Consider the following 26,774-nt stretch of genomic DNA (forward strand, 5'->3'; position numbering starts at 1 on the left):
CTTCAAAATCTGAGTGAATACAAAAGGTCCAAGTGTGAGAAAACGGCACCTAAATGCCCGATTGGTTCAACTAACATTCAGTAGGAGCCCTACTGCCGATTGGTTCAACTAACATTCAGTAGGAGCCCTACTGAATGAAGTTTCACTTTATTGTTCGTTTTTTCATCAGCTGATTTAGTTGTGTCCCAGACTTTTTTATTTTGTTTGTGATACCACTTCTGATATCGAATGACGTAAGGCCATCTTTGGAGTTATGATTCGGTTCTTTTTCTTTATTCACACATTCTTAACATACCTATCGCATAATAGGTGAAATTCTGGAAAAAGGAATGAAACTGTCATGCAACTCTTGCAATTTGGTACATTCACGATTCCCCTTCATTGGGTATTGGCACTGCTTTCGCTTGTTGGCGGGTGGCTTTTAACGAGCGTTTATGTAAAACACCATCAAATGAAGAAAGAGTCGCTGGAAATGATCATCAATGCTTTATTTGTCATCGGGGTTGTGTGGAAATTCAGCATTGTCGTGTTTGATTTTGACACTGTAAAAGCACATGTATCATCCGTTTTATATTTTACCGGCGGCACGAAAGGGTTTTTTCTTGGCCTGTTTGTAAGTTTTTTGTATCTGTATCGCCAAGCAAAAAAGAAAAAGATTTACAAACAGTTGAGTGAGACGTTATTGCTATTTGGTACAGCAGGATATGGCTTGTATTTATTTTTACACGCTATTACCCAAGGGGAAAATCTTTTCATAATCCTTTCCTTTGTATTCACAACGACATTATTCATCGTATGGCTGTGGGACAGAAACGCGCTTGATCGCTTGCCGAAAAAAGCGGGACTAATTTTCATTGTCTATGCCATGATCTTTCAACTGCCGAATGAGTTGACACTGGCGGAATGGAGTCTGGCGATTATTTTTCCATTATGCGCCATTCTTTTGAGCAACAATTTGCTCGTAAAGGAGAACGTATGAAAGAAAAGATGATTATGTCGCTTATTATGTTTAGTATTGGGCTTTTTCTCATTGGGCATTTCAGCGAGGATCGCGAAAAGCAAACATCCACAGCGCCGGAAGGAGTCGGCCATTTACCCGGACAGCGGGCACCCGATTTTCGATTGAAGACGGATGGGGGAGAAGAGCTCTCGCTTGCGGACTTGAAAGGAAAACATGTGTTTATAAATTTCTGGGCAAGCTGGTGCCCTCCGTGCCGTGCTGAAATGCCGCATATACAAAATTTTTTTGAGGAAAACAAAGAGGAAAATATCGCGCTTCTTTCAGTGAATCTCTTGCATTTGGAAAAAAATAAAGAAGCAGTCCGGACATTTTCCAAACAAAATGAGCTCTCATTCCCGATTGTTTTCGATGAGACGGGTGAAGTAAGCAATACGTATCAAGCACAGACGATTCCGACAAGTTATGTTGTTGATAAAGAAGGGGTTATTCGACATAAGATTGTAGGTCCGGTCAGTAAAGAGCGATTGCGCCGTATATTTACGGAACTTGATGAATGAGTTGGATGGGCATTTTCAAAAACGATATCACTTTACATGAAAGCCGGTCAATTTCACATGAGGTTGATTGGCTTTTATGATGCGCTAAGGAAGGAAGCCCGTTCGGCTTACCGAAGAATCACATGCGCCGAGGCTATTTAAGTTCTTCATCAAACTTTAACAATCATAACCCAGACTGTAGAAAAAGATGTGTGAGGAGTGGAAAAATGGAATCGGTTTCCATGTGGGTGGCATTTGTAGCCGGGCTGTTATCGTTTTTTTCGCCGTGTATCTTTCCGGTTCTGCCCGCTTATTTATCGCATTTAACGGGAGGAAATGTTCAGAACCAGCAGCTGCGTGTTGACAGAAGCTTGTTGCTCCAACGTTCTATCGCTTTTATTGTGGGCTTTAGCATTGTATTTATGATAATGGGCGCTTCAGCCACTTTTGTCGGACAGTTTTTTCAAGCAAACAGAAAGTTGATTGAACATATAAGCGGCATTTTAATTGTCGCTTTTGGGCTGCAAATGCTCGGGGTCTTCCAACTGAATTTTTTAATGAAAGATCGGAAATGGGAGCATAAATTGCAAAAGCCGAAAAATTGGTTCTCATCTGTCCTGGTTGGAGTCGCATTTGGAAGCGGCTGGACTCCATGTGTAGGGTTAACGTTATCAACGATCTTACTGCTGGCGAGCGCAAGCACTACTGTAGGGCAGGGAATGCTGCTTCTCGGTGTCTATTCATTGGGCATGGCTTTGCCGTTTTTGTTTATTTCTTTCATGATGACTAAATCGGTACGAATGATTCGATCCATCAATCGCTATTTAGGGAAATTTTCCATTGTGAATGGCTCGATCATGATTTTACTCGGCCTGATGATTTTTACCGGCCAGATGACAAAAATAAGTGCCTATTTTGCGCGGTTTTCCGTTTTTAACTTATAAAGGGGGCATGAGCAATGAAGTGGAGATGGCTCTTATTAGTCGGCTTAGTGGCATTCATGGGTATTTTCTTGTATAAAGAATATATCGGGAAGGACAAGTATGAAATAGCTGATGAAAGTCAAATGGATGTCCTGTTACCGGACGCTCAAGCGGAATCCGGTCAAGAAGAAAGCGGCCTTTCAGCAGGAAGCCGCCCTCCGGCAATCGAACTGCCCACACTGGATGGACAACAGTTCCGGCTTGCTGATTATAAAGGAAAAATCGTCATATTAAACTTTTGGGCAACTTGGTGTCCTCCTTGTCGGGCGGAAATGCCGGATATGCAAAAGTTTTATCAGAATTACAAAGATAAGGGAGTCGAGATTGTGGCAGTCAACTTAACTGCTGCGGAAAATAACAAAGAAGTGGTACAAACATTTATTGATGAATTCAATGTTGCATTTACGATCCCCCTTGATGAAACAGGGATGGTTGGACAACAATTTGAAGCTTTCGCTATTCCGAAAAGCTTTATCATAGATCAAGAGGGTGTGATCCAGCAAGGAATCATTGGTCCAATGACGTATCAGTGGATGGAGAATGAGGTCAATAAATTGCAGTAGCGGGTGAGGAACATGTCAAAAACACTTATGGTCGTTGAGGATGACCAAATGTTGCAAAAGCTCATGGCGGCTTATTTTCAAAAAGCCGGTTTTGATGTAGTGACTGCGGCGACGGGGACGGAAGCCATCCGTCTGTTTCAAAAAGAGTCGCCTTGTTTTGTCATCCTGGATTTAATGCTGCCCGAAAAATCGGGTGAAGAGGTATGTGAGTATATTCGGGAAACGGCTGTCAGTGATGTTCCCATTATTATGGTCACGGCAAAAATCCACGAAAAAGACCGCATTCACGGGTTGAAGATGGGGGCGGATGATTACGTGACAAAGCCGTTCAGCCCGGAAGAACTGGTCACAAGAGTAGAAACGGTATTGAGGAGAGCCGGTCATTACTGTCAAAAGGTATCTTTCGGCAATCTGACCTTAAAGCCGAACAAACATGAAGTTTGGGTCGGTTCCAAACAGCTCCAATTGACAGCTTCCGAGTTTGCCATTTTAAAAAAGCTCATGCTTCATCCTGATCAAGTCATGACAAGAGAACAATTGCTACAGACGTTATATCCGCTGCATGAGAAAGATATTTTTGAGCGAACGATTGACGTTCATGTGAAAAATATTCGAGAGAAAATTAAAAAAGGGGGTGTCTCTGCACCCATGATTCAAACCGTAAGAGGGGTGGGATATAAATTTGTCACCAAATAAACCGTATATGAAAGGGATTTGGAGAACAGGGATTTTTTGGGAGTTAACGTGGGTCAATTTGGCAGTTATTGTAGTTGTCATTATCATTGCCGGTTTTTCCGTCAAAGAATATGCTTGTTTTCTTGCGAATGACATGAATATTGCCGGGCCATTCATGCAATCATCGTTCGACGAGACGATGGATTTTTACTTAATTCGGGTAAGTATTATTGCGTTCTTGGTAGCTGTTGTCATTCATTATATTTGGATCAGGAGAATCATTATTCCGATCCGAATGCTTTCTGATGTGACGAAACGTATGAGCGATGGGGAAGAAATGCGGCTCGTTCCGATTACAACGAGGAATGAAGTCGGGCTTCTCACTGAAAATTTTAATAGTCTGATTAAAAAAATCAAAAGAAGTGAAGAGCTTCGCAATAAAATGGCGGCAGATTTAGCCCATGAAGTCCGTACGCCATTATCCAATATTACAGGTTATTTGGAAGCCATCAAAAACGGTGTCATCGAGCCGGATAAAAATGTGCTGCACTCTCTACATGGCGAAGCTGAACGGCTAAGCAAGTTAATTGAGCAACTGCATCATCTTTCGGAGCGGGAATGGAATCAATATTTGGATGCCAAACCAAGCAATCCCGCAAATATCAAAACAATCGTCAATCATATGGTTTCCATTCATCAAATGAAGCTGGATCAAAAACATATTCAAATAGAAGTTGCTGTTGAAGAGGCGGCTTTCCATATAACGGAAGATACCCTGAAACAAATCGTTGGAAATTTATTGGATAATGCAATTCGCTATGGTATCGAAAATACGACTCTTCATTTAAAAGGAAAGCGGAGAAAAGATCATTATGTTTTGCAAGTGGAAGGACAAGGCCAATTCATTCCTGAAGCATCGCGCCCGCAGATTTTCGAACGTTTTTACCGCGTGGATACATCAAGAAACCGCGAATCGGGCGGAAATGGCCTGGGACTGGCCATCGTAAAGGAACTGGCAGAACGACAGGATGGAAGTGTTGCCCTGGAAACGGACGGAAATTATCATCAATTCATCGTCAAGCTGCCATCCACTGCTATGCTTTAAACCTCGAAAACAAGGTGCAGTCCGTAACAATGAAAAGGTTATTTGTTGTTGATGAGTTTAATGAAACAGAAGTATCTTGTTTAAAATTGAGAAGATATCTTCCATGTCTTCACATGTAAAACGTTGAATGGGATGTTGATGGCAAACAGAGCGGCGCAAAGTTGGTTTTTAATAAAGAAGGGCTTTAGAAAGTGTCTGTTTCACTCGAAAGAAAGCCATATACAGATTTTATTGTTGAGGCGAGTTAGAATATCACCCTGGAATAAAACCTGACCCGCTGTTTTCTCAGTGTTTAACGAGGAATCAATGCCAGTGCTTAACATGACAGAAGCGGGTAAGACATATACCCGCTACTTTATTCCTTTATTCAGTTGGTCAGCCAATTTTTTTTGAATGATATACATGAACAGCCAAATAATCACGTATATAATCATAAAAATGATGAGCATAAACATCATCTCTTCAAGTGAACGGAACCACCCTAGATAATAGCCGAAAGCGGCAAATCCAATAAGTAAAGCGAAAAGCTGTATACCAGTTTTAATAACAATGGATAATCGTTGACTTTCAAATATTAATGATAAGATTCCGCAAAATGCGCCGAAGCATATACTGCCAATCACTTGCGTCCTTAATATGTCAATATCGATTTCTGTCTGGCCAGCTGCACCCGCAAACAGAATAAAAATAAGTAAAAAAATGTTCGCGATGCCAAAGCCAATTAAAATATTTCTGATTGATTTAACGACCAGCATGTTGTGTTCACTCCTTAAATAGTGCTTTGTTTAATTCCTTTGCATATTTTCGGGAAACAATTTCCTTTTCCCCGTTTTTAAAGGCGACGACCAGACTGCCGCCGAAAGTAGCTTCAAAGTAATCCATCCACTCCACGTTTGCCAAACAATATTTTGAGATTCTCACAAAGTGATGCCGACTGTACCGCTCTTCAAATTGTTTGAGCGTATCTTTGTATCGGTATTGCTGCTTACCTCTAAATGCAAAGCATTTATTGTCTTTTGAAAAAACATGGGAAATTTCTTTCGGTTCTACAAGATAAATTCTCTCCTCCCTTTGTAGAGAAATGACCCCATTTTCTTTCTCATCATGAATGATAGATAATAGCTTTTCCACTTTGGCATTCATTTCTTTGATTACGATCATGATTTCGTCTTCTTGAATGTTTGGGTTGATATTCAAATGGACTTTCAAGCAATCCCCCCCTCTTTTATTTGAGTATACGTTCATCGAGTTTCGCTGAAAAGGAGATTTGCGGCAAGTGGTCGAAATAGTATTATAAGATGATAAAATGTAATGATATGTGGAAAGGAGATAAACAATTTGAAAGAGAACATTTACATTACGCGCAAACTCCCTTCCAGTATTATAGAAAAGCTGGAAAAGTCCTTTCATATCGACATGTGGGAAAAAGAAGAAGAAGCGATCCCAAGAGAGCTTTTGCTGGAAAAGGTAAAAGAAGCTAAAGGATTGCTTTGCATGTTGACTGAAACGATTGATGAAGAAGTAATGGAAGCCGCTCCCAATTTGAAGGTGATTAGTAATATGGCTGTAGGCTATAACAATATTAATGTTAATGAAGCGACAAGGAATTCTCGTCACCAATACACCTGGAGTTTTAACAGAAACGACTGCTGACTTAACCTTCGCTCTTCTCATGGCAACGGCCAGGCGGCTTGTGGAAGCATCCAGTTATCTGCGCGAAGGTAACTGGCAAACTTGGTCACCTATGCAGTTGACGGGGATGGATATTTTTGGCGCGACGCTGGGCATTATCGGGTTTGGCCGCATCGGCCAGGCGGTAGCGAGGCGGGCAAAAGGGTTTCAAATGGAAGTGCTGTATTATAATCGCTCGAGAAAAAGAGAAGCCGAAGAAGAAATTGGCGCCACGTATGTCGACTTTAAAACGGTTTTAACAAAATCCGATTTTATTTGTCTTCTTTTACCATACAGCCCGGAGGTCCATCATCTTATTTCCAAAAATGAGTTGTCCTTTATGAAGAAAACAGCTGTGTTGATCAATACAGCCCGCGGGGGGATCGTGGATGAGGAAGCGCTGTATCATGCGCTCAAAAACAAAGAAATTTGGGCAGCAGGCCTTGATGTTTTTGAAAAAGAACCGGTAGATCTTTCTCATCCTTTATTGACCCTTTCAAATGTTGTCACACTCCCCCATATTGGCAGTGCGAGCATTGCCACACGGATGAAAATGGCTCAGTTGGCCGCCGACAACTTACACAATGCGTTATCAAATAGGGGGACAGTGATGAAAGTGAATGATCCGGTTCAAGCATAATTCATGTATAATGAGAAGAAAAATGATGATGTGCTGGAGGAAAAGACATGAAATATTTTGCCGTTTTTTTACCAATGAAAGATGAAGAAAAGAGCAGGGAGAACCGCCCCGCCCATTTGGAGTTTTTGGCCCGCAAACGAGAAGAAAAAAAAGCAGTCATGTTTGGCCGTTTTGTTGATGGGACTGGCGGACTTGTCATTTACCAGGGAGAAAGTCTTGAGCAAGTTGAATCTTGGGTGAAAGAAGATCCATATGTTATAACGGGAGCACGCCATTATGAAATCCACGAATGGGAAATCGCCGCGATGGATATACATAAGTAAACTGAAAAAAAACTGCCTTTTCCGCCGTTTTTTCGGATAAATTGAGAAAAAGGTCGGCTTATGTTCATCTAGGCCTGACTCTCTTGAAAGAAAGGTGTTCGTTTGAAAAAGCATACTTTACTATTTATAGTGTTGTTGTTGCTTCAGGGGTGTTCGGAGAGCGGGAAGGAGGATGCAAACATGAAGAAGGAGGAATCGCTAACGTTACAGGAACAATTGTTCCTGGCGACAGAACAAGGGGATCGTCAGCAGATTCAACAACTCCTGAAAAAAGGGGCAGATGTTAACGGACAAGATGCAAAAGGCCGGACGCCTGCCATGATTGCCACCTACAATGCTGATACAGATACTGTAAAAGTGCTAATTCATGAAGGGGCGGATGTCAACATTCAGGATGACATGAAGAATAATCCATTCCTCTATGCCGGGGCGGAAGGGTATTTGGACATATTGCAATTGACCATAAAGGCAGGCGCAGATCCATCCTTGACAAACCGATATGGAGGCACTGCCTTAATTCCGGCGGCGGAACATGGATATACGGATGTAATCAAGGAGCTTCTTGAAAAAACGGATATCGACGTCAATCATGTAAACAATCTGGGCTGGACTGCTCTTTTGGAAGCAATTATCTTAAACGATGGAGATGTAAAGCAGCAGGAAACGATTCGAATGTTGATACAACACGGTGCAGATGTTCGTATTGCTGATAAAGACGGGGTCACTCCGTTGCAGCATGCTCGTAAAAAGGGCTTTAAAGAGATTGAGGAAATCTTAATAGAAGCAGGGGCTTAGCCGGTGCCGCACAGGTGCCGGCTATTCATTTGGCTCCGGTTCAACGTGAACATGGACATCGTACACTCCGTGTTCGTTTTTCATTTTTTCCTCCACAAGTGTGGCAATGTTATGCGCTTCTTGAATATCCAACGTTTGGTCTACGAGGATTACGACATCGATCACTTCATTACTTCCGTAGTTCCTCCCTTTTACTTCTTTAATTCCTTTTACTCCATCCACTTTTCTCATTTCCTTTTTGTACAAGGAAATTTTATTCTCATCAAAGCCATCAGAAAGCTCGTGGGATGCCTGTTTAAAAATATCCCACGCCGTTTTGCATATGAGTAACCCGACAATAAAGGCGGTGATGGAATCGAGCAAGGGCATGCGAAATTGGGAACCAATGATCGCCACAACGGTTCCAATGCTGACCCAGGCATCAGAAAGATTATCTTTGGCAGCTGCCATAACCGCGGTGCTGCGTATTTTCTTTGCCAATCTTTTGTTGTACACATATACGAAGTACATGACCGCGGCTGAAAAGAGTGCAACATAGGCGGCTATCGTATCAGGAGGCTCATTTTGGCCATGGATGATCGTCTTAAAAGCGCTATTTAACACCTGAATTCCGACTCCGAGCATAATGAATGAAGCTGTCATAGAGGCGATCGTTTCACTTTTCCAATGGCCGTATCGGTGGTCTTTATCGGGTGGTTTTTGGGAAAGCTTCAATCCGATCAATACGGCGATGGATGCTGCTATATCAGTGGTATTATTCAGGCCGTCCGCTTTTAGAGCCTCTGAACCGGCCGTATAACCGAAATACAGTTTGAGAATTGAAAGAAAAATGTACGCGCCAATACTCAAAATGGCCCCACGCTCACCCATTTTGAGGTTTTCATAAGACTGCTGAGACATACATATCATTCCTTCCCGCTTGTTCATCTTATGATAGCAACCAACAGTCGAGTGGGTCTACAGCAACCTTTTTGGGCTGTTGTCAATAAGTAGGCTGGAGATTATATTGTTTACTGGAGTAAACATTTTGACTTCATGAACAATTCATTCAACGACAAACAGACAGGCAAAATCTGTTTGTCTGCAGATCGATCTATTTGGATAGTTTCTTTCTTCCAAAATTTTGAGATTTGAGTCTGATAAAAGAAAAAGCTTTCAAATGTAGCTTTCCATCATGGAAGCGGCCAGAATTGAATAAACAATAATGAGCCCTTAAAAATTGGTGCGCAAAAGCAATAAAGAAAACGAATCCCGGTGGAATGGAGGTTTGTATGAGGGTACAATTGGTGACCAACTCCGTTGTAAGGTTGACGGCAGAAGATTATCTTGCGAAGTGCTGACAAGTCAGAAGAACTGATCATTTACGGATTTGAAATGGATCGGAACCATAACTTGATCAACACCAATACACATTGTTTTATGGTGAGAAAATAATATGCTGTTAGCGCGGCATATGGTGAAAGGGGAAAAACTGATGGAAAAGACAGTTTTTAATCAGGTAGACATCAGCTCCTATATCGATGAAGTCGTTAAATGGAGAAGACATCTTCATAAATATCCTGAACTATCATATAAAGAAAAGCAAACTTCCCAATTTGTTTATAAAACGTTGAGTAACTTCAATAATCTAGAAGTTACAAGGCCAACTGAGACAAGTGTAATGGCAACATTGACTGGGGGATTACCCGGAAAAACCATTGCTTTTCGAGCAGATATGGATGCTTTGCCGATAGAAGAAGAGACTGGCTTATCATTTGCTTCTCAAAACAAGGGAGTCATGCATGCGTGTGGCCATGATGGGCATACAGCCATGTTGCTGGGCGCGGCAAAGTTTCTTTCTCATATTCAACAAGATATACCGGGAAAAATCATATTCTTGTTTCAACATGCTGAGGAGCAGTTTCCAGGCGGGGCAAAAGAATTAGTGGAGGCTGGTGTATTACATGGTGTGAGTGAAATAGTTGGGATGCATTTATTTTCTCCAATACCAACCGGAACAATATCCATTAAATCCGGAATCTTTACAGCTAATTCCGACATATTCGACTTACATATTATCGGCAAAGGGGGCCATTCGTCAGAGCCGCAGGAAACAATCGACCCGATTGCAATTGGAGCACAGGTCGTTAATAATTTGCAACATATTATTTCACGAAAGATTGACCCGGCTGAAAGAGCGGTAGTATCCATAACTGAGTTTAAGGGAGGAACAGCTAAAAACATTATCCCGGAAACTGTTCAAATTGGCGGCAGCGTGAGAACTTTTTCCAAGGGGGTTCGCGAGAAAATCGCATTGCAAATCGAGAAAATTGCGTCAGGAGTCGTAAAAGCGCATGGGGCTTCATACGATTATCATTATCAATATGGATACGATTCCGTATACAATGATCCGGATATGACGTTGAAAATAAAACAGTTGGTTCAAGAAACATTTGGTTTTTCCTCGATTTTGGAAGCGCCTCCAATAATGGGCGGGGAAGATTTTTCTGCTTATTTACAGAAAGTTCCTGGTTGCTTCATAGGCATAGGGGCCGGCCATCCTGATTATAAAGAAAATTTTCCCCATCATCATCCTAAATTTAATATAGATGAAAATGCTCTGGAGGTTGGGGTTAAGCTTTGGATTCGTATGCCATTCTGTTTACAGAATTCACTAGGTTTCAAATCAAAGGAGGAATAAAATGTTTCAGGAACCAGTCATCGCGGCGATGGTGATATTGGGTTTAATCGTATCGCCACAAGAGCGAGAATCCCGATGTTATTTACGGTGTTGCTCGGTTATTTAATCTTAATCTGGACGGGGCTTTTGCCTAACCAGTCGCAACAGGATGTTTAGCAATGATAAAGAAAAACAGCAAGAGAAAAAAGGGAGCGCTTTCTTATAGAGCGATAACAATTCACATGTACTCGTTTGGCATGATCCTTATGAACAAAAAGAAGTTTGAATCGCTTCCTGACGATACGCAACAGATTTTGCTGGATGCTTCAAAAAAAGCCGGAACCTATCAGCGTGAGTTGTCCAAAAGTTGAAAAAAGAGTATAGAATGACAGCAAAGGAAAATGGCATGGAGATCATTGAAGACATAGATCATGAACCATTCAAGGATGCGGTGGAACCGATATATGAAAAGTATGCGGACAAAGTACGGGGAACTACATAAAATCATTCGTGGAAAGTAATCAGCAAAGTGTTATTCCCAGTTTGAGTAAATAAGGGAGTCGTGTGGGTGAAAAAGTTAAAGTTCTTTCAAGTCCGAGGGCCAAAGCAGGATTATATTGGGGATGTCCGTGAAGGACTTCAGGCAAAATGGCCGCATGATGCACGAGTGGTCGTAAATATTGCCGTGAACTATGAAGAAGGCTCCGAGCAAATGAAAGCTTCAGGAAATGGAAGCATTGAACAGGACTTCCCGCATTCATAACGGGGAAGTCCTTTCCTGTTTTATCTGGCATTCGGAAAAACGCGCCTGATTGTTTCTGTAAATTCATCAAAGAAACCACTAACAGGCCGGCCATTGTTAATGTCATTTCGGTAACCTTCCATCCGGTTATAAAAATCCGGGTTTTCCGAAACGTACACATTATCAAGGCGATCGTTCGCTTTTCTTGCTTCCTTGGCGATTTTTCTTTCCGTATCCCTAGTCAACTTGTTGTTGGCACGGTCGGTTAGTTTTACAGCCACATAGGCGTTGCGGTTTGTGACAAGCACATATGCCCGCTCCACTTCATCCAGCCCTGTAATTTTGTCAGCAACATCATCGGCAACATCAACGTTTTGGTTATTATTGTTTCCGTTATTCGTGTTGTTGACGTTGGTTCGATTATCGCTGTTGTCATCAACACCGAGACCATCATCATTATCAAAAATTCCGTCACGGTTGTTTTGAGGATCATAACGAACTCCGAGCGGCTGATTATCATCACTGCCGAATCGATCGTGATTATCATTATTGGCACCGCAACCTACAAGCATTAACGAGATTAATCCTGCACCGATAATGGGCTTTAAAAATTTCATGTTGTCCCCTCCTTGTCAAATCTGTAATTCTTTTTTAATGTTCCAAACGAATCAATTTCTATGCATTATTTGTTATAATGAAGGCTGGCAGTATTTGTACAAAATAAAAAGAAAAAATCACAAATGGAAAGTGTGATCATAATTGAAGTGGTGGAAAAAATTTCTTTCAACTTTTTTTTCTGAAGAAGAAATGATTGAAGATACAAAGGAACATGTTGCTGCCAATGAATTTCACAAGAGCAAACAGCATACTGAAATGAAAACACGCGTAACGTACCAATATCCGAAGGGAGAATTTCGTTTCCCCTTAATCAAAGATCCGCCTCAAAAAAGTCGGACAGAACGTAAGGAACAAAATCAATCTAAACATCCGTCTCCTCGTTCCCCTGAGATCAAAACGGGCAGAACCGATCAAAAGCGCGTTGCCCAGTCTGTCCCAAAGGAGAGCCGGGAGCAACCATATGTAAAAGAGGGGTGGCGCAAGGTTGAACCAAAAAACAGCCGGCCTTTTGAGCCGACGAATATACCTTCGCCAGTTCACGGCTTCCATCGTCCCAAAAAACAGAGAAACAATGCCCCTGAATTTGAATTGACGGCTTCTTTTTCCCGCCAGTTTAGCGAAGAAGTGAAAGAAGAAGAATTGAAGAACGAATTTGAAACACATTCAGGCTTTAATTCCGGTTCAAATCAGGACTCGGAAGTGGAAATTTTTCCGGCTCATGAAAATATCGAGGAAGACCCTTTTGAAGAGGAAATTCCGGATATAGAATTTCCTGAAGAAGAAAAGGCTATTCAGGAAGCCGCCTCGGCATTGGAACCAGTGCCATGGCAAGAGAAGCCATTTAAAACTGATACAGAAAGCGAAGATCTACACGAATTTGCAGAGAATCATGATGAATCGGTGCTTATGAAGAATAAGTTGGAAAAAACACCAGTAGATATCAAAGTGGATGACGAAAAGGAACTTAATGCAACAACCTATAGCGAATCATCCTCTTCTGCAAAAGTTGACGAATATGTTGAGACCATGGATTCAGACACGACCCTTGATTCACCAACCGAAAAAGTTCCATCTATCGGGGACGCTGAAGATAAGATTGCGCAAACTGAATCTATAGAAGTTGAGTCCCTAATTCAAGATCAGACAGAAAAGACCCATACAGCACTGGCATTAGAAGAACAGGAGAATGCGGAAAAGCGCACTGACTTTGAAAGCGGAGTACAGCAACCAGAAGATAGCCGCTCTTCGAACCAAGAAGAAAAGAAGCGCGAAGAGCCTGCCCAAACATCCAAAAGTAAACAAAGGGCTCATTTGCCATTCAATGTATTGATGCTTTCCCAGGATAAACTCAAATGGCAGAAACAAAAAAACAAAGAAGCGGCTCATTCTCGTTCTCCTATTCCGGGCAAATCGTCAGCCGATGAGTCGAAAGAAACGAACGATGGACATTCATTGTCATATGTTTTTCCACGAATTGATTTGCTTGAGCCTCCAGTGGCCAGGACAAATGATGAGGACTGGGTAAACGAACAGTCGGCACTTTTGGATGAAACTTTGGAAAATTTTAATGTCAAGGCCCGAGTCGTCAAAGCGAGCCAAGGCCCTTCCGTAACGCGATTTGAAGTGCAGCCGGACCCGGGCGTGAAAGTGAACAAGATTACGAATTTAAGCAACGACATTAAACTGAGCATGGCGGCCAGGGATATTCGGATGGAAGCTCCGATACCAGGAACTCGTTCCATCGGGATTGAATTGCCGAATAAACAAAGCCGTCCGGTGCAAATCAGTGAAATTATCGGGAGCGACACATTCTTTCGCTCTCCGTCCCCTTTAACAGCGGCTCTTGGATTAGATATATCTGGGGCTCCTGTCGTCACGGACTTGAGAAAAATGCCGCATGGTCTCATTGCTGGCGCCACTGGATCAGGAAAAAGCGTATGCATCAACTCCATTCTTGTCAGCCTTCTGTATAAAGCAAGGCCGGATGAGTTAAAATTGCTGCTTGTTGACCCAAAAATGGTGGAACTCGCGCCGTATAACTATATTCCTCACCTAGTCAGCCCGGTGATTACTGATGTAAAAGCGGCAACCGCCGCTTTAAAATGGGCAGTGGATGAAATGGAACACCGCTATGAGTTGTTCGTCCATGCAAATGTACGGGATATAAACCGATTTAACAAAGTGGCTGAAAAGAATGGAAAATACAGCGACAAATTGCCGTATATTGTGATTATCATTGATGAGCTGGCTGATTTGATGATGGTAGCGCCAGCGGAAGTCGAAGAGTCGATATGCCGGATTGCCCAAAAAGCGCGGGCGTGCGGAATTCATCTTTTAATCGCGACACAGAGGCCTTCCGTTGACGTCATTACTGGCCTGATCAAAGCAAATGTCCCAACGAGAATCGCATTTTCCGTTTCTTCACAAGTCGATTCGCGGACTGTCATCGATGTAAGCGGAGCAGAAAAACTGTTGGGGCGTGGCGACATGTTGTTTTTAAATAACGGTTCCGTCAAACCTGTCCGCCTTCAGGGAACATTCGTATCAGATGAAGAAATCGACCGTGTCATTGAACACGTGCGAGATCAGGGGGAACCGCAATATTTGTTTAAACAGGAAGAACTGTTAAAAAAAGCCGAGCTACAGGAAAATGAAGATGAACTGTTTGTGGAGGCGTGCGAATTTGTCATCAAACAGGGCCATGCATCTACTTCATTATTGCAAAGACAATTCCGGATTGGCTATAATCGGGCTGCCAGATTAATGGAAATGATGGAGGAACGCGGGGTGATTACGGGAGCACGTGGCAGCCGTCCGCGAGATGTCCTCATCAAAGAAGAAGATTTACATTCGTTAAAAGATTCGCTAGTACAATAGTGAAGAAAATGGTATTCTATTTGTGGATCGCTCAATGCCTGTTTTTTATCCTATTGGGCAGACGATGACACAAGGAGTATTTGCGATGAAGGAAATTGATTTAAAGCTGCAGGGAAAAATCAAACGGCTTACAAATGAAACGTTTAAGTTTGATGAACGAGTGAAAGATGGGTGGTTCTCTGCAGTTTATTTTTTAAAAACGAGGGAAATTGCCAAGCGTTACAAACAAGACAATACTGTATTAATGCAGTTTTTCCAAAGAAAACATGCTGTGTTATGCGGAACGGATGAAGCGATCGCGCTCGTGAAATGCTTCGCCGATCATCCTGAAAACTTGGAAATATATTCATTGAAAGACGGAGATAAAATCACTCCCTTTGAAACAGTGTTAACAATTAAGGGACCATATCAGGATTTTGGTTTTTTAGAAGGGATCATTGACGGTATTCTTTCCAGAAGAACTTCGGTTGCGACAAACGTGTATAATGTATCAAAGGCCGCGGCCATTTCTGGAAAACAAAAACCCGTCATCTTTATGGGGGACCGTGATGATCATTTCACACAGCAGGCGGGAGACGGATATGCGGCTTATATTGGCGGATCAACAGCCCAGGCCACACCGGCCATGAATGAATGGTGGGGAAAAGAAGGAATGGGAACGATGCCACATGCCTTGATTCAGCTTTTTAACGGCGATATCGTTGCCGCCACCAAAGCATATAAAGAGACGTTTCCGGAGGATGAACTCGTTTCGCTTGTTGATTATAATAACGACGTGATAACCGATTCTTTAAAACTTGCCCGTGAATTTGGGTCGGAATTAAAAGGAGTAAGAGTCGATACGTCCCGGACTATGATTGACAAATACTTCCTGAGAAACCAACATTTACTTGGCACCTTTGATCCTCGCGGGGTTAACGCGAATCTTATTTTTGCTTTGCGAAAAGCGCTGGATGACGAGGGATTTCACCATGTGAAAATTGTTGTTTCTGGCGGATTTAATGAAGAGAGAATAGCGGAGTTTGAAAAAGCTGGTGTACCGGTTGACATGTATGGTATCGGCAGCAGTTTATTAAAAATTAACACCGGTTTTACCGGGGACTGCGTCATGTTAAATGGAAAGCCTTCCGCAAAAGCAGGAAGAAGGCACCGTCCCAATCCGCGGCTTGAAAAAGTTTGTGATTAAAAGGAAAATTTCCCCAAGCCGCTTTACCATTGGTTCCCATTTGGAAACAATGGTATAATGACACAATACAAAAACCTATCTGTTCATACATATGAATGTTGTCGGAAGCTCATAATATAATGAGCAGTCAATTCCAGAAAGACCTTTGAGCAAAAAGTTTTCCACTTCATATAATACATACAGATAGACGATCGCTGGAGGTTCTGCTATGACTGTATACCATTTCGTCGGTATTAAAGGTTCCGGAATGAGCGCTCTTGCACAAATTCTCCATCATTCGGGTTATAAAGTGCAGGGATCGGATGTGGAAAAATATTTCTTTACCCAAGAGGCTCTGGAACACCTAAAAATAAAAATATTACCTTTTCAACGTGAAAATATTAGACCGGGCATGAAAGTCATCGCCGGCAATGCTTTTCCTGATTCACATGAAGAAATAGATGAGGCGTTAAGTCAAGGGGTAGAAGTGATCCGTTATCACACATTCATTGCCGAATACATGGAACAGTTTGTGAGTATAGGCGTAACGGGATCGCATGGGAAAACCTCTACGACCGGTCTGCTTGCCCATGTTATGCAAGGTGTCAAGCCCGTTTCGTATCTGATTGGAGACGGGACCGGCAAAGGGGATAAAGAGGCTGTCTATTTTATCTTTGAAGCCTGTGAATACCGAAGACATTTTTTATCATACCATCCAGATTATGCCATCATGACCAATATTGATTTTGACCATCCAGACTATTTTTCCGATGTGGGTGATGTTTTTAGTGCGTTTCAGGAAATGGCTCTGCAGGTCAACAAAGCGATTATCGCTTACGGGGATGATGAACAACTTCAAAAGATACAAGCGAAAGTGCCGGTGCTTTTTTACGGTTTTGGCGACGGAAATGACTTCCAAGCCCGGAATATGATAAAATCGACGGCCGGAACAAAGTTTGATGTCTTCGTTCGCAATCATTTTTATGCGACATTTGAAATTCCAACATATGGTGACCATAATATTTTAAATGCTCTTGCGGTCATCGCCTTATGCCACTACGAGCAAATTGATTGTAAGATTTTGCAGAAGCAACTGAAAACGTTCAACGGTGTCAAGCGCCGTTTTACCGAAAAACAAATGGGAAGCCAGATTCTTGTAGATGACTATGCCCATCATCCAGTTGAAATTAAAGCGACGATAAATGCAGCCAGGCAGAAGTATCCTGATAAACCGATCGTTGCCGTCTTTCAACCGCATACTTTTACCAGAACACAAACGTTTTTACGTGAATTTGGGGAAAGTTTGGGTGAAGCCGATAAAGTATATTTATGCGATATCTTCGGCTCCGCCAGGGAAAACCAGGGAGAGCTTTCCATCAATGACTTAAAAGCCAAAATTGAAGGTGCCGAGATACTACAGGAAGATGATACTTCCCCGCTTTTATTGTTGGATGATTCCGTACTCCTTTTTATGGGGGCTGGAGACATTCAGAAATTCCAGATAGCATATGAAAATCTATTGCAGCAACAGTTAAAAAAAGCACAATGAAACCGCCTTTGGGGGGCGGTTTCCTTATAATATGTAAAGAGAAAAAGAACAAGCATGTTTGCATCAAGAAGATTGTTAAAAGAGTTTATCCTTGGACAAACTAGGGTAGGAAATGTTGTATACAGGAGGTGTGGAGTGAATGAGTATCATTCTTTATTTAAGCGTTGCCTTAATTGCTATTGCATTTTTCATTCTTGTCATTAGTTTGACGAAAACATTAAAGGCAATGAAAGAAACGATGGAAAGTGTTTCTACAACCTTAGATGGGCTTGAAAACCAATTAAAGGGTGTAACAGGCGAGACAACAATGCTATTACATAAGACGAACGCCCTTGCTGATGATATTCAAGTGAAAGTAGAAAAACTCGATACAGTTGTAGATGCGGTGAAAGGTGTGGGAACCGCCGTACAAGGGGTTGGCGACACTGTGGTGGACCTCAACACATCGCTGCAAAGAGTGACGAAAACGGTCTCTTCTACAGTTGTGAAAAATGAGGACAAGATTGCCCAAGCTTTACAATGGGGAGCAGTCGCAAAAGAGATTAAGGATAAATGGTTTACAAAGAAAAAAGCCAAGCAAAGTGAAGAAGCCAAGTCTGAAGTAATGATCCATACTCAACAGTTGGAAGGCGGAAGAGGATAAATCAATCATACCAATTTGAGGAAGGATGAGAAATAGATGGGTAATCATGACAATAATACTGGTAATTTTTTAACAGGTGTGATCATCGGCAGTATCGTAGGAGCTGCAACCGCATTATTGATGGCTCCAAAGTCAGGCAGGGAATTGAGAAGTGATTTGAGTGAACAAATGGATGTACTAAAGGATAAATCAAGTGGATGGAAGGAAACCGTCATGGAAAAAAGCAGTGATCTTACCACGACGGCCGTTGAAAAAACGAACCAGCTCCGCCAAGCCGCAATGGATAAAGGCAGCAATTTGGCAGACACGGTAAAGGAGAAAGCGGGTCAGTTCCGCAACACGGCGAAAGAAACAACGAATACGATGGCAGAAGCCGCTAAAGACGGAGCGAACCAAATGCAGGAAACGGCCCATCGTACAGTTGACCTTACCGCGGAAAATGCCAAAGGAGCTGCCGATCAAGCTCAAACCGCGGCAAACGAAGCCAGCGATGAAGTAGCGGAGAAGGCTGAGCAACTGGCGGAAAAAGTCAATAAATCCATGAACCCTTAAAAAATAGACAGGCGGCTTGATAAAAGTTGCCTGTCTATTTAATTGGACAAAGAAAGGCGGGGGTTGCCCTTTATGGGGATAGTTTAAGTGTTTCTCTGATATTTCGTTTCTCGATCGCCAGCGCGTGGCCAGTTTGAAAAAAATTTCTGTCAATCTAGCAACTTCCAATTCCCGTCTCGTTCAAGCCGGTTTTAAAGGTCATCTCTTTCCTGTCAAATTAATTCCTTTCCAACTATTCCGAAATCAATTTTTTCATGTTTATTTTCCTCGGTGACTTGCGACAGTAATTCTTCCAAAGACGGTTTTTCCTTTTCCATATGGAACTCCCCTTTTCGATTGTTTGTCCCACCCATTTTAACAGTTTTTAATTTTATACAAGATGGCGTTGTTTATCGAATTATACTTGTAAAGTGAGAAAAACGCCATTGAAAACGTAATACTATGGACAAGATAATCAATTGAATAAAAAACGCTGTTACTTTTTCCTGCTCAAAGGGTATAGCTACAATGATGTCCTGGATAAAAGCAGCAATGCTTTGATAGAGGAATTTCGTTTAGGAACATAGTGAATGGCCATAATTAAGAAACATGAATGGTTACCATTTTTAAGCTAATAATAGTACGGATCGATCAAAGGGGAAGGACTCTCACGGAATAACGACATCAATCCTGCGTTACAATAATGATTGTTCGGTGCTGATCCATAAAATAAGATTGAATTTTCTATCAGTTTTTGATAAAGTCAACGTATTAACCGAACGTTACTGGGGGAAACCTTCAAAAGGATGATGAATAGCAAATCCACTCGGAATTGATTGGAATACGCAACAGTGTCACGAAATGGATGGAGGGGTTGGCAATAATCTGATGAGGAAGTGATTGTACTCACGTTGTTACATATCAACTTTACGATTTCTCATGGATTTGTGTTGCCGACATTACAAATAACAGGGATGTTCTGCCTCGCTGTCTTCTACTTGAAACGATCGTACATCAGAGAGGTAAAAGTCGCTTTTCGCAAAGCAAAACAGTGCTCCCAAAATGGACAACAGTCGAACTTTTTTGTCAAATTCCGTTTGTGAAAGAAAAGTTATGAAAATTTATTGACGAGAGGTGAAAAGGTTTGCAACAGGATGGCTTTTTGGCGTATGATTATGAAAGAAGTGAAAAATGTATATAATAAAGGTGAAACTTCATTCAGTAGTAGTTTTCTTCCATCTCCTACTGAATGTTAGTTGAACCAATTGGGCATTTAGGTGCCGTTTTCTCCCACTTAGATCTTTTGTTACAACTCAGTTCTTGAAGTAGGAGTATTACGGTAGATTACATGCGGGATACAGTGAAACTTCATTCAGTAGTAGTTTTCTTCCATCTCCTACTGAATGTTAGTTGAACCAATCGGGCATTTAGGTGCCGTTTTCTCCCACTTAGACCTTTTGTATCAACTCAGTTCTTGAAGTGGGAGTCTTACGGAACCTTACATGCGGGATAAATGAAAATACATCGTGTGGCAAGCTTTGAACAGGAGAGTGAAGAAGATGAATGTAACAATATATGATGTGGCAAGGGAAGCAAATGTTTCAATGGCGACCGTATCAAGGGTGGTCAACGGAAATCCAAATGTGAAGCCCGCCACGAGGAAAAAAGTACTGGAAGTAATCGATAGATTGGAATACCGGCCAAATGCGGTAGCGCGTGGACTTGCGAGTAAAAAGACAACAACGGTTGGGGTAATTATACCAGATGTCGCAAATATTTTTTACGCAGAGCTTGCCCGCGGGATTGAAGACATTGCGACCATGTATAAATACAATATTATTTTGAGCAATTCAGACCAAAATGTAAACAAAGAATTGCATTTGCTAAATACGATGCTTGGAAAGCAAGTAGATGGTATTGTCGTCATGAGCCAAAATATTACAGATGAATTTGTCCAGGAGTTAAAGCGGTCTCCTGTTCCGATCGTGCTTGCGGGTTCAATCGAGTCTTCCAATTCGCTTCCTTCTGTCAATATTGACTACAGACAAGCTACGTTTGATGCGACAACGCATTTTATTGAAAAGGGGCATAAAAACATCGCATTTGTGATGGGGCCGATGCGTGATTTAATTAATCATGGGCATAAGCTTGTGGGTTATAAGGAAGCAATGGAACAAGCAGGATTGGAATTCAAAGAGGAATATGTCATTGAAGGCGAATATACGTATGATACCGGGCTTGAGGCGTGGCAAAAAATGAAGCAACTTGACCCGAGACCAACAGCGGTTGTATCGGGTGATGATGAAATGGCCCTTGGTGTCCTGCACGGTGCCCAAGATGACGGCTTATCGATACCAAATGACCTGGAAGTAATCACTTCTGATAATACAAAGCTCACATTGATGGTGCGCCCGCAATTGACAACAATCGTGCAGCCGCTCTATGATATTGGGGCTGTTTCCATGAGGCTGCTAACAAAATATATGAACAAAGAAAAAGTACAGGATAACGTTGTTGTTCTTCCACACCGTCTGGAAACAAGAGGGTCTACGAAAGAATAAACCGTTATGCTTCGATTTTTCCACTAAAATGTGCCAATCAAGAGAGATGTCCAAGGTTGAAAATTCACCTTATTGGACATCTCCTTTTTTTCTTTCCCTCTCCAACTGTTGGCGTAGGAAATATAGGGCCCGCTCGACTGTTTGTGCATTCTTTTGTGTAATTTCTTCCTTGCGCGGAATAGGCTTGTACAAATTTGGCTCATCTTCCCAATTTTTCGGCAGCTCAAAAGGAGCAAGCTTTTGCCAGCGATCCAGCCATTGTTTGGGTAGCGGACCGGAAGCATGTTTTCCTGTCATTTCCAGCCAAATAAGGGACCAAGCGCGAGGGACGACTCGCCAAATATCATAGCCGCCCCCGCCAACGGAAATCCACCTGCCCTCACAATACTCATGGGCAAGCGCATGTTCCAGCTTCGGAATTTCCCGATATGTATTCATGGTGACAGACAAATGTGTCAGTGGGTCAAAATAGTGGGCATCCGCACCGTTTTGGGAAAAAATAACATCTGGTTTGAAATATTCGACAATCTCGCGCAAAGCCGTAGAATAGGCCCAAATAAAAGATTCATCTTCTGTAAACGCATCCAGTGGGATATTGAAAGAATAGCCATATCCTTTTCCCTGGCCCCATTCATTTGTGCTACCGGTACCGGGAAACAAGTACCTTCCTGTTTCGTGAATGGAAAATGTGCATACTGTTTCATCATCATAAAAGGACCATTGTACGCCGTCTCCGTGGTGGGCATCGGTATCTATATACAAAACCCGTGCGCCATATTTCTTTTGGATATATTTGATCGCTACAGCACTATCATTATAAATGCAAAATCCGGAAGCTTTTCCCTTAAATCCGTGGTGGAGCCCCCCGCCCAAATGCAAAGCGTGGTTCGCTTTTCCTTGCATCACATAATCAACAGCTGTCAGCGTTCCGCCGACAATATAAGAGCTGGCTTCATGCATGCCTTCAAAGATGGGCGTATCTTCGGTTCCAAGCCCGAAACTCTCCGCTCTGCTTGGCGGCAAATATCCACTGCTTGCCTGCTTTACTGCATGGATAAATGCCGGATCATGATTAAGCTGAAGCTCTTCCTCCGTTGCTTTCCTGGGGGGAATGATAGCGTCGTCTGCAAGTGCCCCCATTTTTTTTAGCAAATCGTTTGTTAGAGTGAGCCGAAACTGATTAAACGGGTGATGTTCAGAAAAGCGATATTTTAAAAGTTCATCCGAATAAATAAATACTGAATCTTTTTTCATGATGATATCCCCGGCAGATTGGGCCATAGTACGTCAAATCCTTCTTCTTTCAAAGCTTCAATCATCCGGATGGGATTGATCGTGGCAATTCGGAAAACGAGGATCTGATATTGATCGTCATCTGGGTCCGGATAAACGAGTACACTATGCAAATTGACGCGATGTTTGCGAAATACTCCAGCCGCATCATATAGCACTCCGGTTTTATTTTTCACCCGAATTTCCAGTTGCGACCCTGGTTTATTGGCGCCGGTTAATTCAACCATCGTGTGCAGGAGATCAGTGCTCGTAATAATGCCGACCAGTTTCCGGTCATGAATGATCGGCAGACAGCCAATTTTATAATCGTAGAAAAGGACGGCCACTTCTTCCACAAAATCGAGAGGATGGCCTGTAATCACATTTTCCGTCATGATGGTGGACAAAGAAGCGGCGAGGTGTTCCTTTAATGCTTCTCCTTTTAAAAAAGAAGGCAGGGTGCTTTTAATATCACGTTCCGTGACAAGGCCGACAATTTCTCCATCGTTATTCACTAGCGGAAGGTGGCGTATGTTATTTTCACGCATGAGGGACAGGGCTGACTTGACATTGTCTTCCGGCGTAAGAACCAATACATTTTTCGTCATGATTTGCTCGACAATCATCCATCTCCACTCCTTTTCATTACTAAAGCTAATACATTAAACGGTTCGTAAATCGCAGACGATCAAACTGCTCTATTGAACGCTGGTCAACCCTTTTTCCGATTCGTGCCATGAGACAGTTGGCAGGGTGTGAACAAATCTCCGGATCGTCGGTCGCATACCATTCCAGGCCTCCGGCCTGCATCATTTTCTCCATCACTTTTCGATATTCCCACACATTTAGGCCAGTTCCTTTTAAATCCCAGTGCCAATAATATTCCGTTGTAATGATAATATAATCTTCCATCGCGTCATCCATCATGGAAACTTTCAATAAGCCTTTCCCAATTCCTTCTCCACGATATTCAGGTATTACTTCAATTGCTCCAAGCTCTATTAAATTATCCATTTTTCCCTCTGACCAGCGCTCAAGCGGATCGGGATATACGAATGTGACGTAACCGACCACTGTATTGTTGACACGGGCAACAATGATGCGTCCTTCGGGCAATGCGGCAATCTCAACAAGTGCTTCTTGCTGTTTCTGGGGAGGGCGGAAAGAAATGAGATCTTTATGAAACTCCATGTCTTGGAGGGATTCGCTGCTAATAGGTCCTTCGATCAGGACATTCCCTTTACGGGTTTTCAATTCCAGAGCATTGTATCTTTTTTTATGCTCCATTCAAGCACCTCCTTATAGGTCAGATATTTCCGGTCTGTCTATTTCTTTTTTCATTATACACGAATGGTGCAACGCTTACATTTGTAAACAGCAAATTTTATACATGATTTGGAAGAAATTTGAACTAATTGTGAATGTTTGGCTTTTATATTATAATGAATGAATAATTCTTAACAGGGGGGATTACTTCATGGGAACACAACGCATTCCTGCTGCCCAAGGTGTTTACAATTTGCAAGATTATGATAAAACAAGGCAAACATTTGATTGGCAAGAAGCTGAAAAGCACTTTTCTTGGGCTGAAACCGGCCAAGTTAATATGGCCTATGAAGCAATTGACCGTCATGCTGAAACCTTTCGGAAAAATAAAGTCGCCCTTTATTACCGGGACGAGTCAAGAAAGGAAACATATACGTTCGAAGAAATGAAAGAGCTTTCTAATAAAGCGGGAAATGTTTTAAAAACATACGGCGGTGTCAATAAAGGAGACCGTGTTTTTATTTTTATGCCGCGTTCGCCTGAATTATATTTTTCTATTTTGGGAGCCATTAAGCTCGGCGCGATTGTAGGCCCCCTGTTTGAGGCTTTTATGGAAGGAGCGGTCAAAGACAGGCTTGAAGACAGTGAGGCAAAAGTGCTTGTGACAACGCCTGACTTGGTTCATAGGGTTCCGGTAGATGAACTTCCTGCATTGAAAGCCATTTTTCTAGTAGGAGAAAACATTGAGGAAACCGGGCCGTTTATTAATTTTAACAAGAAAATGAAAGAAGCGGACAAGCATTTGGAGATAGAGTGGGTCGATCGCGAAGACGGCCTGATTTTGCATTATACGTCCGGGTCAACGGGAAGGCCAAAAGGTGTTTTGCACGTTCATAATGCCATGATTCAACATTATCAAACTGCCCGTTGGGTGTTGGATTTGCAGGAAGACGATATTTACTGGTGCACGGCCGATCCCGGCTGGGTAACGGGCACTTCCTACGGAATTTTCGGTCCTTGGCTTACGGGAACTTCGAATGTGATTACAGGCGGTCGTTTTAAGCCGGAAAATTGGTACCAAGCGATTGAGGACTACGGTGTGACGGTTTGGTATAGCGCTCCAACGGCATTTCGGATGTTGATGGGTGCAGGTGATGAACTTGTTGAAAAATATGACCTATCTTCACTTCGGCATATTTTGAGCGTCGGCGAACCGCTAAATCCGGAAGTGATTCGTTGGGGAATGAAAGTGTTTGGCAAACGTATTCATGATACATGGTGGATGACGGAAACAGGCGCCATTGTGGTTGCCAATTATCCTTGTATGGAGATAAAGCCTGGATCGATGGGGAAAGCGATCCCTGGGGTGGAAGTCGCCATTGTGGATGATCGGGGGAATATATTGCCACCAAACCGGATGGGCAATCTCGCCATTAAAAAAGGCTGGCCGGCGATGATGCGGGAGATATGGAAAAATCCACAAAAATATGATTCTTACTTCCTTCCAGGAGGATGGTATGTATCGGGAGATTCCGCCTTTATGGATGAAGAAGGATATGTTTGGTTCCAAGGCCGAATCGACGATGTCATTATGACATCCGGCGAGCGGGTAGGTCCGTTTGAAGTAGAGAGCAAACTGCTTGAACACCCTGCCGTGGCAGAAGCGGGTGTCATCGGGAAGCCGGATCCTGTCCGCGGGGAAATCATTAAAGCATTTGTTGCACTGATGGAAGATTACGAACCAAGTGAGGAATTGAAAGAGGATATCCGCCAATTCGTCAAAACGGGGCTGGCTGCTCATGCCGCACCTCGTGAAATCGAGTTCCGGGACAAGCTTCCAAAAACGCGCAGCGGCAAAATCATGCGCCGTGTCTTGAAATCATGGGAACTCGGACTGCCGGCAGGCGACTTGTCGACGATGGAGGACTAACCATAAAAAAGCTGTCCCAAAAGTGAAATGTTTCTGTCAAGTAGACAGTGGAAGCGGCTTGAACCCTGATTTTTTGAGGGCTTAAGCCGTTTCATCTTTATTGCTAGCGCTGATAGACCTTGAATTAATTCATGATCTGGGTCTACTGAAGTTTACAAGGTTTTCTATTTTTGGGTAGGAACGAAAGTCAAAGGGTAGGAGCGAAAATCCAATGAAGGGGGCCATGTACAAACAAAATGCTGATCAATCGCCTGAAGTTTCCCTGCCATGTAGCGTTCAATTAAATCCAACCTAGTCAAAAGCAGAGAATACATCAAATCGTTGGGACATTCAAGAATCTTGAAATGGTTCTGCGGCCATTTTTTCATTGATTCATTCAATGCGGCTTTTTGCTTAAATTCCTTCGTCTGATCTTGTCATCCACGACTTATTTACCTATTTCATTAAATTTTTTCCTGAAATTCAGGTGCTTTTTCACGAGCGCTGTCACTTCTGCTCGTTCGGAATAACTTCGCTTTAAAAAAGTAACAACGAAAACGACTTCACCAACATTTCAATGTGCTTGTGTGATTTGAAACACGATTGCTTGTTGAATGCCAGAAACTATCAGTTTTTTAAATAGCCTCTTTTAAAATGTTACTCACTCATTTGATTGATCATTTGAATATAAAAAAGCTAAGAAAAATGATATTGATAAAACAAGAGGAGT

The 26,774-nt window shown here is 42.4% G+C and carries 25 protein-coding genes and 1 pseudogene; 19 read left to right on the forward strand and 7 right to left on the reverse strand.

All coding sequences use genetic code 11. The annotated features are described in order from the left end of the window. Positions 1-340: 340 nt before the first annotated feature. The 6 genes from MHB50_RS04160 to MHB50_RS04185 all read left to right on the forward strand — a co-directional run bounded on the left by MHB50_RS04160 (position 341) and on the right by MHB50_RS04185 (position 4,823). On the forward strand, positions 341-979 hold the full coding sequence (locus tag MHB50_RS04160; RefSeq protein ID WP_077110733.1) for a hypothetical protein: 639 nt from the start codon (positions 341-343) through the stop codon (positions 977-979). Continuing rightward, positions 976-1,518 carry a TlpA disulfide reductase family protein gene (locus MHB50_RS04165; protein ID WP_077110735.1) on the forward strand — a complete coding sequence of 181 codons (543 nt, stop codon included), beginning with the start codon at positions 976-978 and terminating at the stop codon, positions 1,516-1,518. The genes MHB50_RS04160 and MHB50_RS04165 overlap by 4 nt, the downstream gene beginning before the upstream one ends. A gap of 206 nt (positions 1,519-1,724) precedes the next feature. Beyond that, positions 1,725-2,441: a cytochrome c biogenesis CcdA family protein gene (locus MHB50_RS04170; RefSeq protein WP_077110737.1), complete on the forward strand. Its 717-nt coding sequence runs from the start codon at positions 1,725-1,727 to the stop codon at positions 2,439-2,441. Positions 2,442-2,455: 14 nt separating this feature from the next. Beyond that, positions 2,456-3,043 (forward strand): TlpA disulfide reductase family protein, encoded by a 588-nt coding sequence (locus tag MHB50_RS04175; RefSeq protein ID WP_077110739.1) that lies wholly within the window; start codon positions 2,456-2,458, stop codon positions 3,041-3,043. A 12-nt stretch (positions 3,044-3,055) separates the two neighbouring features. Then, positions 3,056-3,739 carry a response regulator transcription factor gene (locus MHB50_RS04180; RefSeq protein WP_077110741.1) on the forward strand — a complete coding sequence of 228 codons (684 nt, stop codon included), beginning with the start codon at positions 3,056-3,058 and terminating at the stop codon, positions 3,737-3,739. Further along, the gene (locus MHB50_RS04185; protein WP_077110743.1) at positions 3,726-4,823 is read left to right on the forward strand and encodes a HAMP domain-containing histidine kinase; all 1,098 of its coding nucleotides are present in this window, start codon (positions 3,726-3,728) and stop codon (positions 4,821-4,823) included. The genes MHB50_RS04180 and MHB50_RS04185 overlap by 14 nt, the downstream gene beginning before the upstream one ends. Before the next feature lie 350 nt (positions 4,824-5,173). Here the strand turns inward: MHB50_RS04185 and MHB50_RS04190 are convergent, their stop codons facing one another. Both MHB50_RS04190 and MHB50_RS04195 read right to left on the reverse strand, forming a co-directional pair. Continuing rightward, positions 5,174-5,578: a DUF3021 family protein gene (locus MHB50_RS04190; protein ID WP_077110745.1), complete on the reverse strand. Its 405-nt coding sequence runs from the start codon at positions 5,576-5,578 to the stop codon at positions 5,174-5,176. 7 nt (positions 5,579-5,585) lie between these two features. Beyond that, on the reverse strand, positions 5,586-6,032 hold the full coding sequence (locus MHB50_RS04195; RefSeq protein WP_077110747.1) for a LytTR family DNA-binding domain-containing protein: 447 nt from the start codon (positions 6,030-6,032) through the stop codon (positions 5,586-5,588). 129 nt (positions 6,033-6,161) lie between these two features. On the opposite strand from MHB50_RS04195, the pseudogene MHB50_RS04200 reads away from it, so the two are divergent. From MHB50_RS04200 to MHB50_RS04210, 3 genes and pseudogenes are all read left to right on the forward strand, one after another. Continuing rightward, positions 6,162-7,134 (forward strand): annotated as a pseudogene (locus MHB50_RS04200) (D-glycerate dehydrogenase). Positions 7,135-7,181: 47 nt separating this feature from the next. Next, complete coding sequence (locus tag MHB50_RS04205; protein ID WP_205179296.1) at positions 7,182-7,457, forward strand: YciI family protein; 276 nt, start codon at positions 7,182-7,184, stop codon at positions 7,455-7,457. A 180-nt stretch (positions 7,458-7,637) separates the two neighbouring features. Continuing rightward, entirely contained in the window at positions 7,638-8,252 is a 615-nt protein-coding gene (locus tag MHB50_RS04210) for an ankyrin repeat domain-containing protein (RefSeq protein WP_236017057.1), read from the forward strand. A 21-nt stretch (positions 8,253-8,273) separates the two neighbouring features. Here the strand turns inward: MHB50_RS04210 and MHB50_RS04215 are convergent, their stop codons facing one another. Continuing rightward, the gene (locus tag MHB50_RS04215) at positions 8,274-9,152 is read right to left on the reverse strand and encodes a cation diffusion facilitator family transporter (protein ID WP_205179292.1); all 879 of its coding nucleotides are present in this window, start codon (positions 9,150-9,152) and stop codon (positions 8,274-8,276) included. A 574-nt stretch (positions 9,153-9,726) separates the two neighbouring features. On the opposite strand from MHB50_RS04215, the gene MHB50_RS04220 reads away from it, so the two are divergent. The 3 genes from MHB50_RS04220 to MHB50_RS04230 all read left to right on the forward strand — a co-directional run bounded on the left by MHB50_RS04220 (position 9,727) and on the right by MHB50_RS04230 (position 11,674). After that, positions 9,727-10,932 (forward strand): amidohydrolase, encoded by a 1,206-nt coding sequence (locus MHB50_RS04220; protein ID WP_077110858.1) that lies wholly within the window; start codon positions 9,727-9,729, stop codon positions 10,930-10,932. 158 nt (positions 10,933-11,090) lie between these two features. Further along, positions 11,091-11,282 (forward strand): hypothetical protein, encoded by a 192-nt coding sequence (locus MHB50_RS04225; protein ID WP_077110757.1) that lies wholly within the window; start codon positions 11,091-11,093, stop codon positions 11,280-11,282. Positions 11,283-11,479: 197 nt separating this feature from the next. Then, a complete protein-coding gene (locus tag MHB50_RS04230; protein WP_077110759.1) occupies positions 11,480-11,674 on the forward strand; it encodes a hypothetical protein in 195 nt (64 codons plus the stop codon). 20 nt (positions 11,675-11,694) lie between these two features. On the opposite strand, the gene MHB50_RS04235 is transcribed toward MHB50_RS04230, so the two are convergent. Beyond that, complete coding sequence (locus MHB50_RS04235) at positions 11,695-12,270, reverse strand: YhcN/YlaJ family sporulation lipoprotein (protein ID WP_077110761.1); 576 nt, start codon at positions 12,268-12,270, stop codon at positions 11,695-11,697. Between the two features lie 190 nt (positions 12,271-12,460). Between MHB50_RS04235 and MHB50_RS04240 the strand changes: the two genes are divergently transcribed. The 6 genes from MHB50_RS04240 (at position 12,461) to ccpA (ending at position 21,597) form a co-directional block, all read left to right on the forward strand. Then, positions 12,461-15,148 carry a DNA translocase FtsK gene (locus tag MHB50_RS04240; RefSeq protein WP_340085286.1) on the forward strand — a complete coding sequence of 896 codons (2,688 nt, stop codon included), beginning with the start codon at positions 12,461-12,463 and terminating at the stop codon, positions 15,146-15,148. A gap of 85 nt (positions 15,149-15,233) precedes the next feature. Next, the gene (locus MHB50_RS04245) at positions 15,234-16,334 is read left to right on the forward strand and encodes a nicotinate phosphoribosyltransferase (protein ID WP_077110762.1); all 1,101 of its coding nucleotides are present in this window, start codon (positions 15,234-15,236) and stop codon (positions 16,332-16,334) included. 208 nt (positions 16,335-16,542) lie between these two features. Continuing rightward, on the forward strand, positions 16,543-17,862 hold the full coding sequence (gene murC, locus MHB50_RS04250) for a UDP-N-acetylmuramate--L-alanine ligase (RefSeq protein ID WP_077110764.1): 1,320 nt from the start codon (positions 16,543-16,545) through the stop codon (positions 17,860-17,862). A gap of 139 nt (positions 17,863-18,001) precedes the next feature. Further along, on the forward strand, positions 18,002-18,505 hold the full coding sequence (locus MHB50_RS04255; protein WP_077110766.1) for a DUF948 domain-containing protein: 504 nt from the start codon (positions 18,002-18,004) through the stop codon (positions 18,503-18,505). Positions 18,506-18,541: 36 nt separating this feature from the next. Continuing rightward, positions 18,542-19,057, forward strand: a complete 516-nt coding sequence (locus MHB50_RS04260; protein WP_077110768.1) for a YtxH domain-containing protein — start codon at positions 18,542-18,544, stop codon at positions 19,055-19,057. A gap of 1,538 nt (positions 19,058-20,595) precedes the next feature. Next, positions 20,596-21,597 (forward strand): catabolite control protein A, encoded by a 1,002-nt coding sequence (gene ccpA / locus MHB50_RS04265; RefSeq protein WP_077110770.1) that lies wholly within the window; start codon positions 20,596-20,598, stop codon positions 21,595-21,597. A gap of 69 nt (positions 21,598-21,666) precedes the next feature. On the opposite strand, the gene MHB50_RS04270 is transcribed toward ccpA, so the two are convergent. Genes MHB50_RS04270 through MHB50_RS04280 form a run of 3 tightly spaced genes read right to left on the reverse strand, consistent with a single transcriptional unit; the run spans position 21,667 to position 24,156 of the window. After that, positions 21,667-22,851 (reverse strand): acetoin utilization protein AcuC, encoded by a 1,185-nt coding sequence (locus MHB50_RS04270; protein WP_077110862.1) that lies wholly within the window; start codon positions 22,849-22,851, stop codon positions 21,667-21,669. Continuing rightward, positions 22,848-23,495: an acetoin utilization AcuB family protein gene (locus MHB50_RS04275; RefSeq protein WP_205179290.1), complete on the reverse strand. Its 648-nt coding sequence runs from the start codon at positions 23,493-23,495 to the stop codon at positions 22,848-22,850. The genes MHB50_RS04270 and MHB50_RS04275 overlap by 4 nt, the downstream gene beginning before the upstream one ends. 28 nt (positions 23,496-23,523) lie before the next feature. After that, positions 23,524-24,156 (reverse strand): GNAT family N-acetyltransferase, encoded by a 633-nt coding sequence (locus MHB50_RS04280; protein ID WP_077110773.1) that lies wholly within the window; start codon positions 24,154-24,156, stop codon positions 23,524-23,526. A gap of 190 nt (positions 24,157-24,346) precedes the next feature. On the opposite strand from MHB50_RS04280, the gene acsA reads away from it, so the two are divergent. After that, positions 24,347-26,065 carry an acetate--CoA ligase gene (acsA, locus tag MHB50_RS04285; RefSeq protein WP_077110775.1) on the forward strand — a complete coding sequence of 573 codons (1,719 nt, stop codon included), beginning with the start codon at positions 24,347-24,349 and terminating at the stop codon, positions 26,063-26,065. Positions 26,066-26,774 lie beyond the last annotated feature (709 nt).

The organism is Siminovitchia sp. FSL H7-0308 (genome assembly GCF_037980985.1).
In the GTDB taxonomy this organism is placed as follows: domain Bacteria; phylum Bacillota; class Bacilli; order Bacillales; family Bacillaceae_C; genus Siminovitchia; species Siminovitchia thermophila.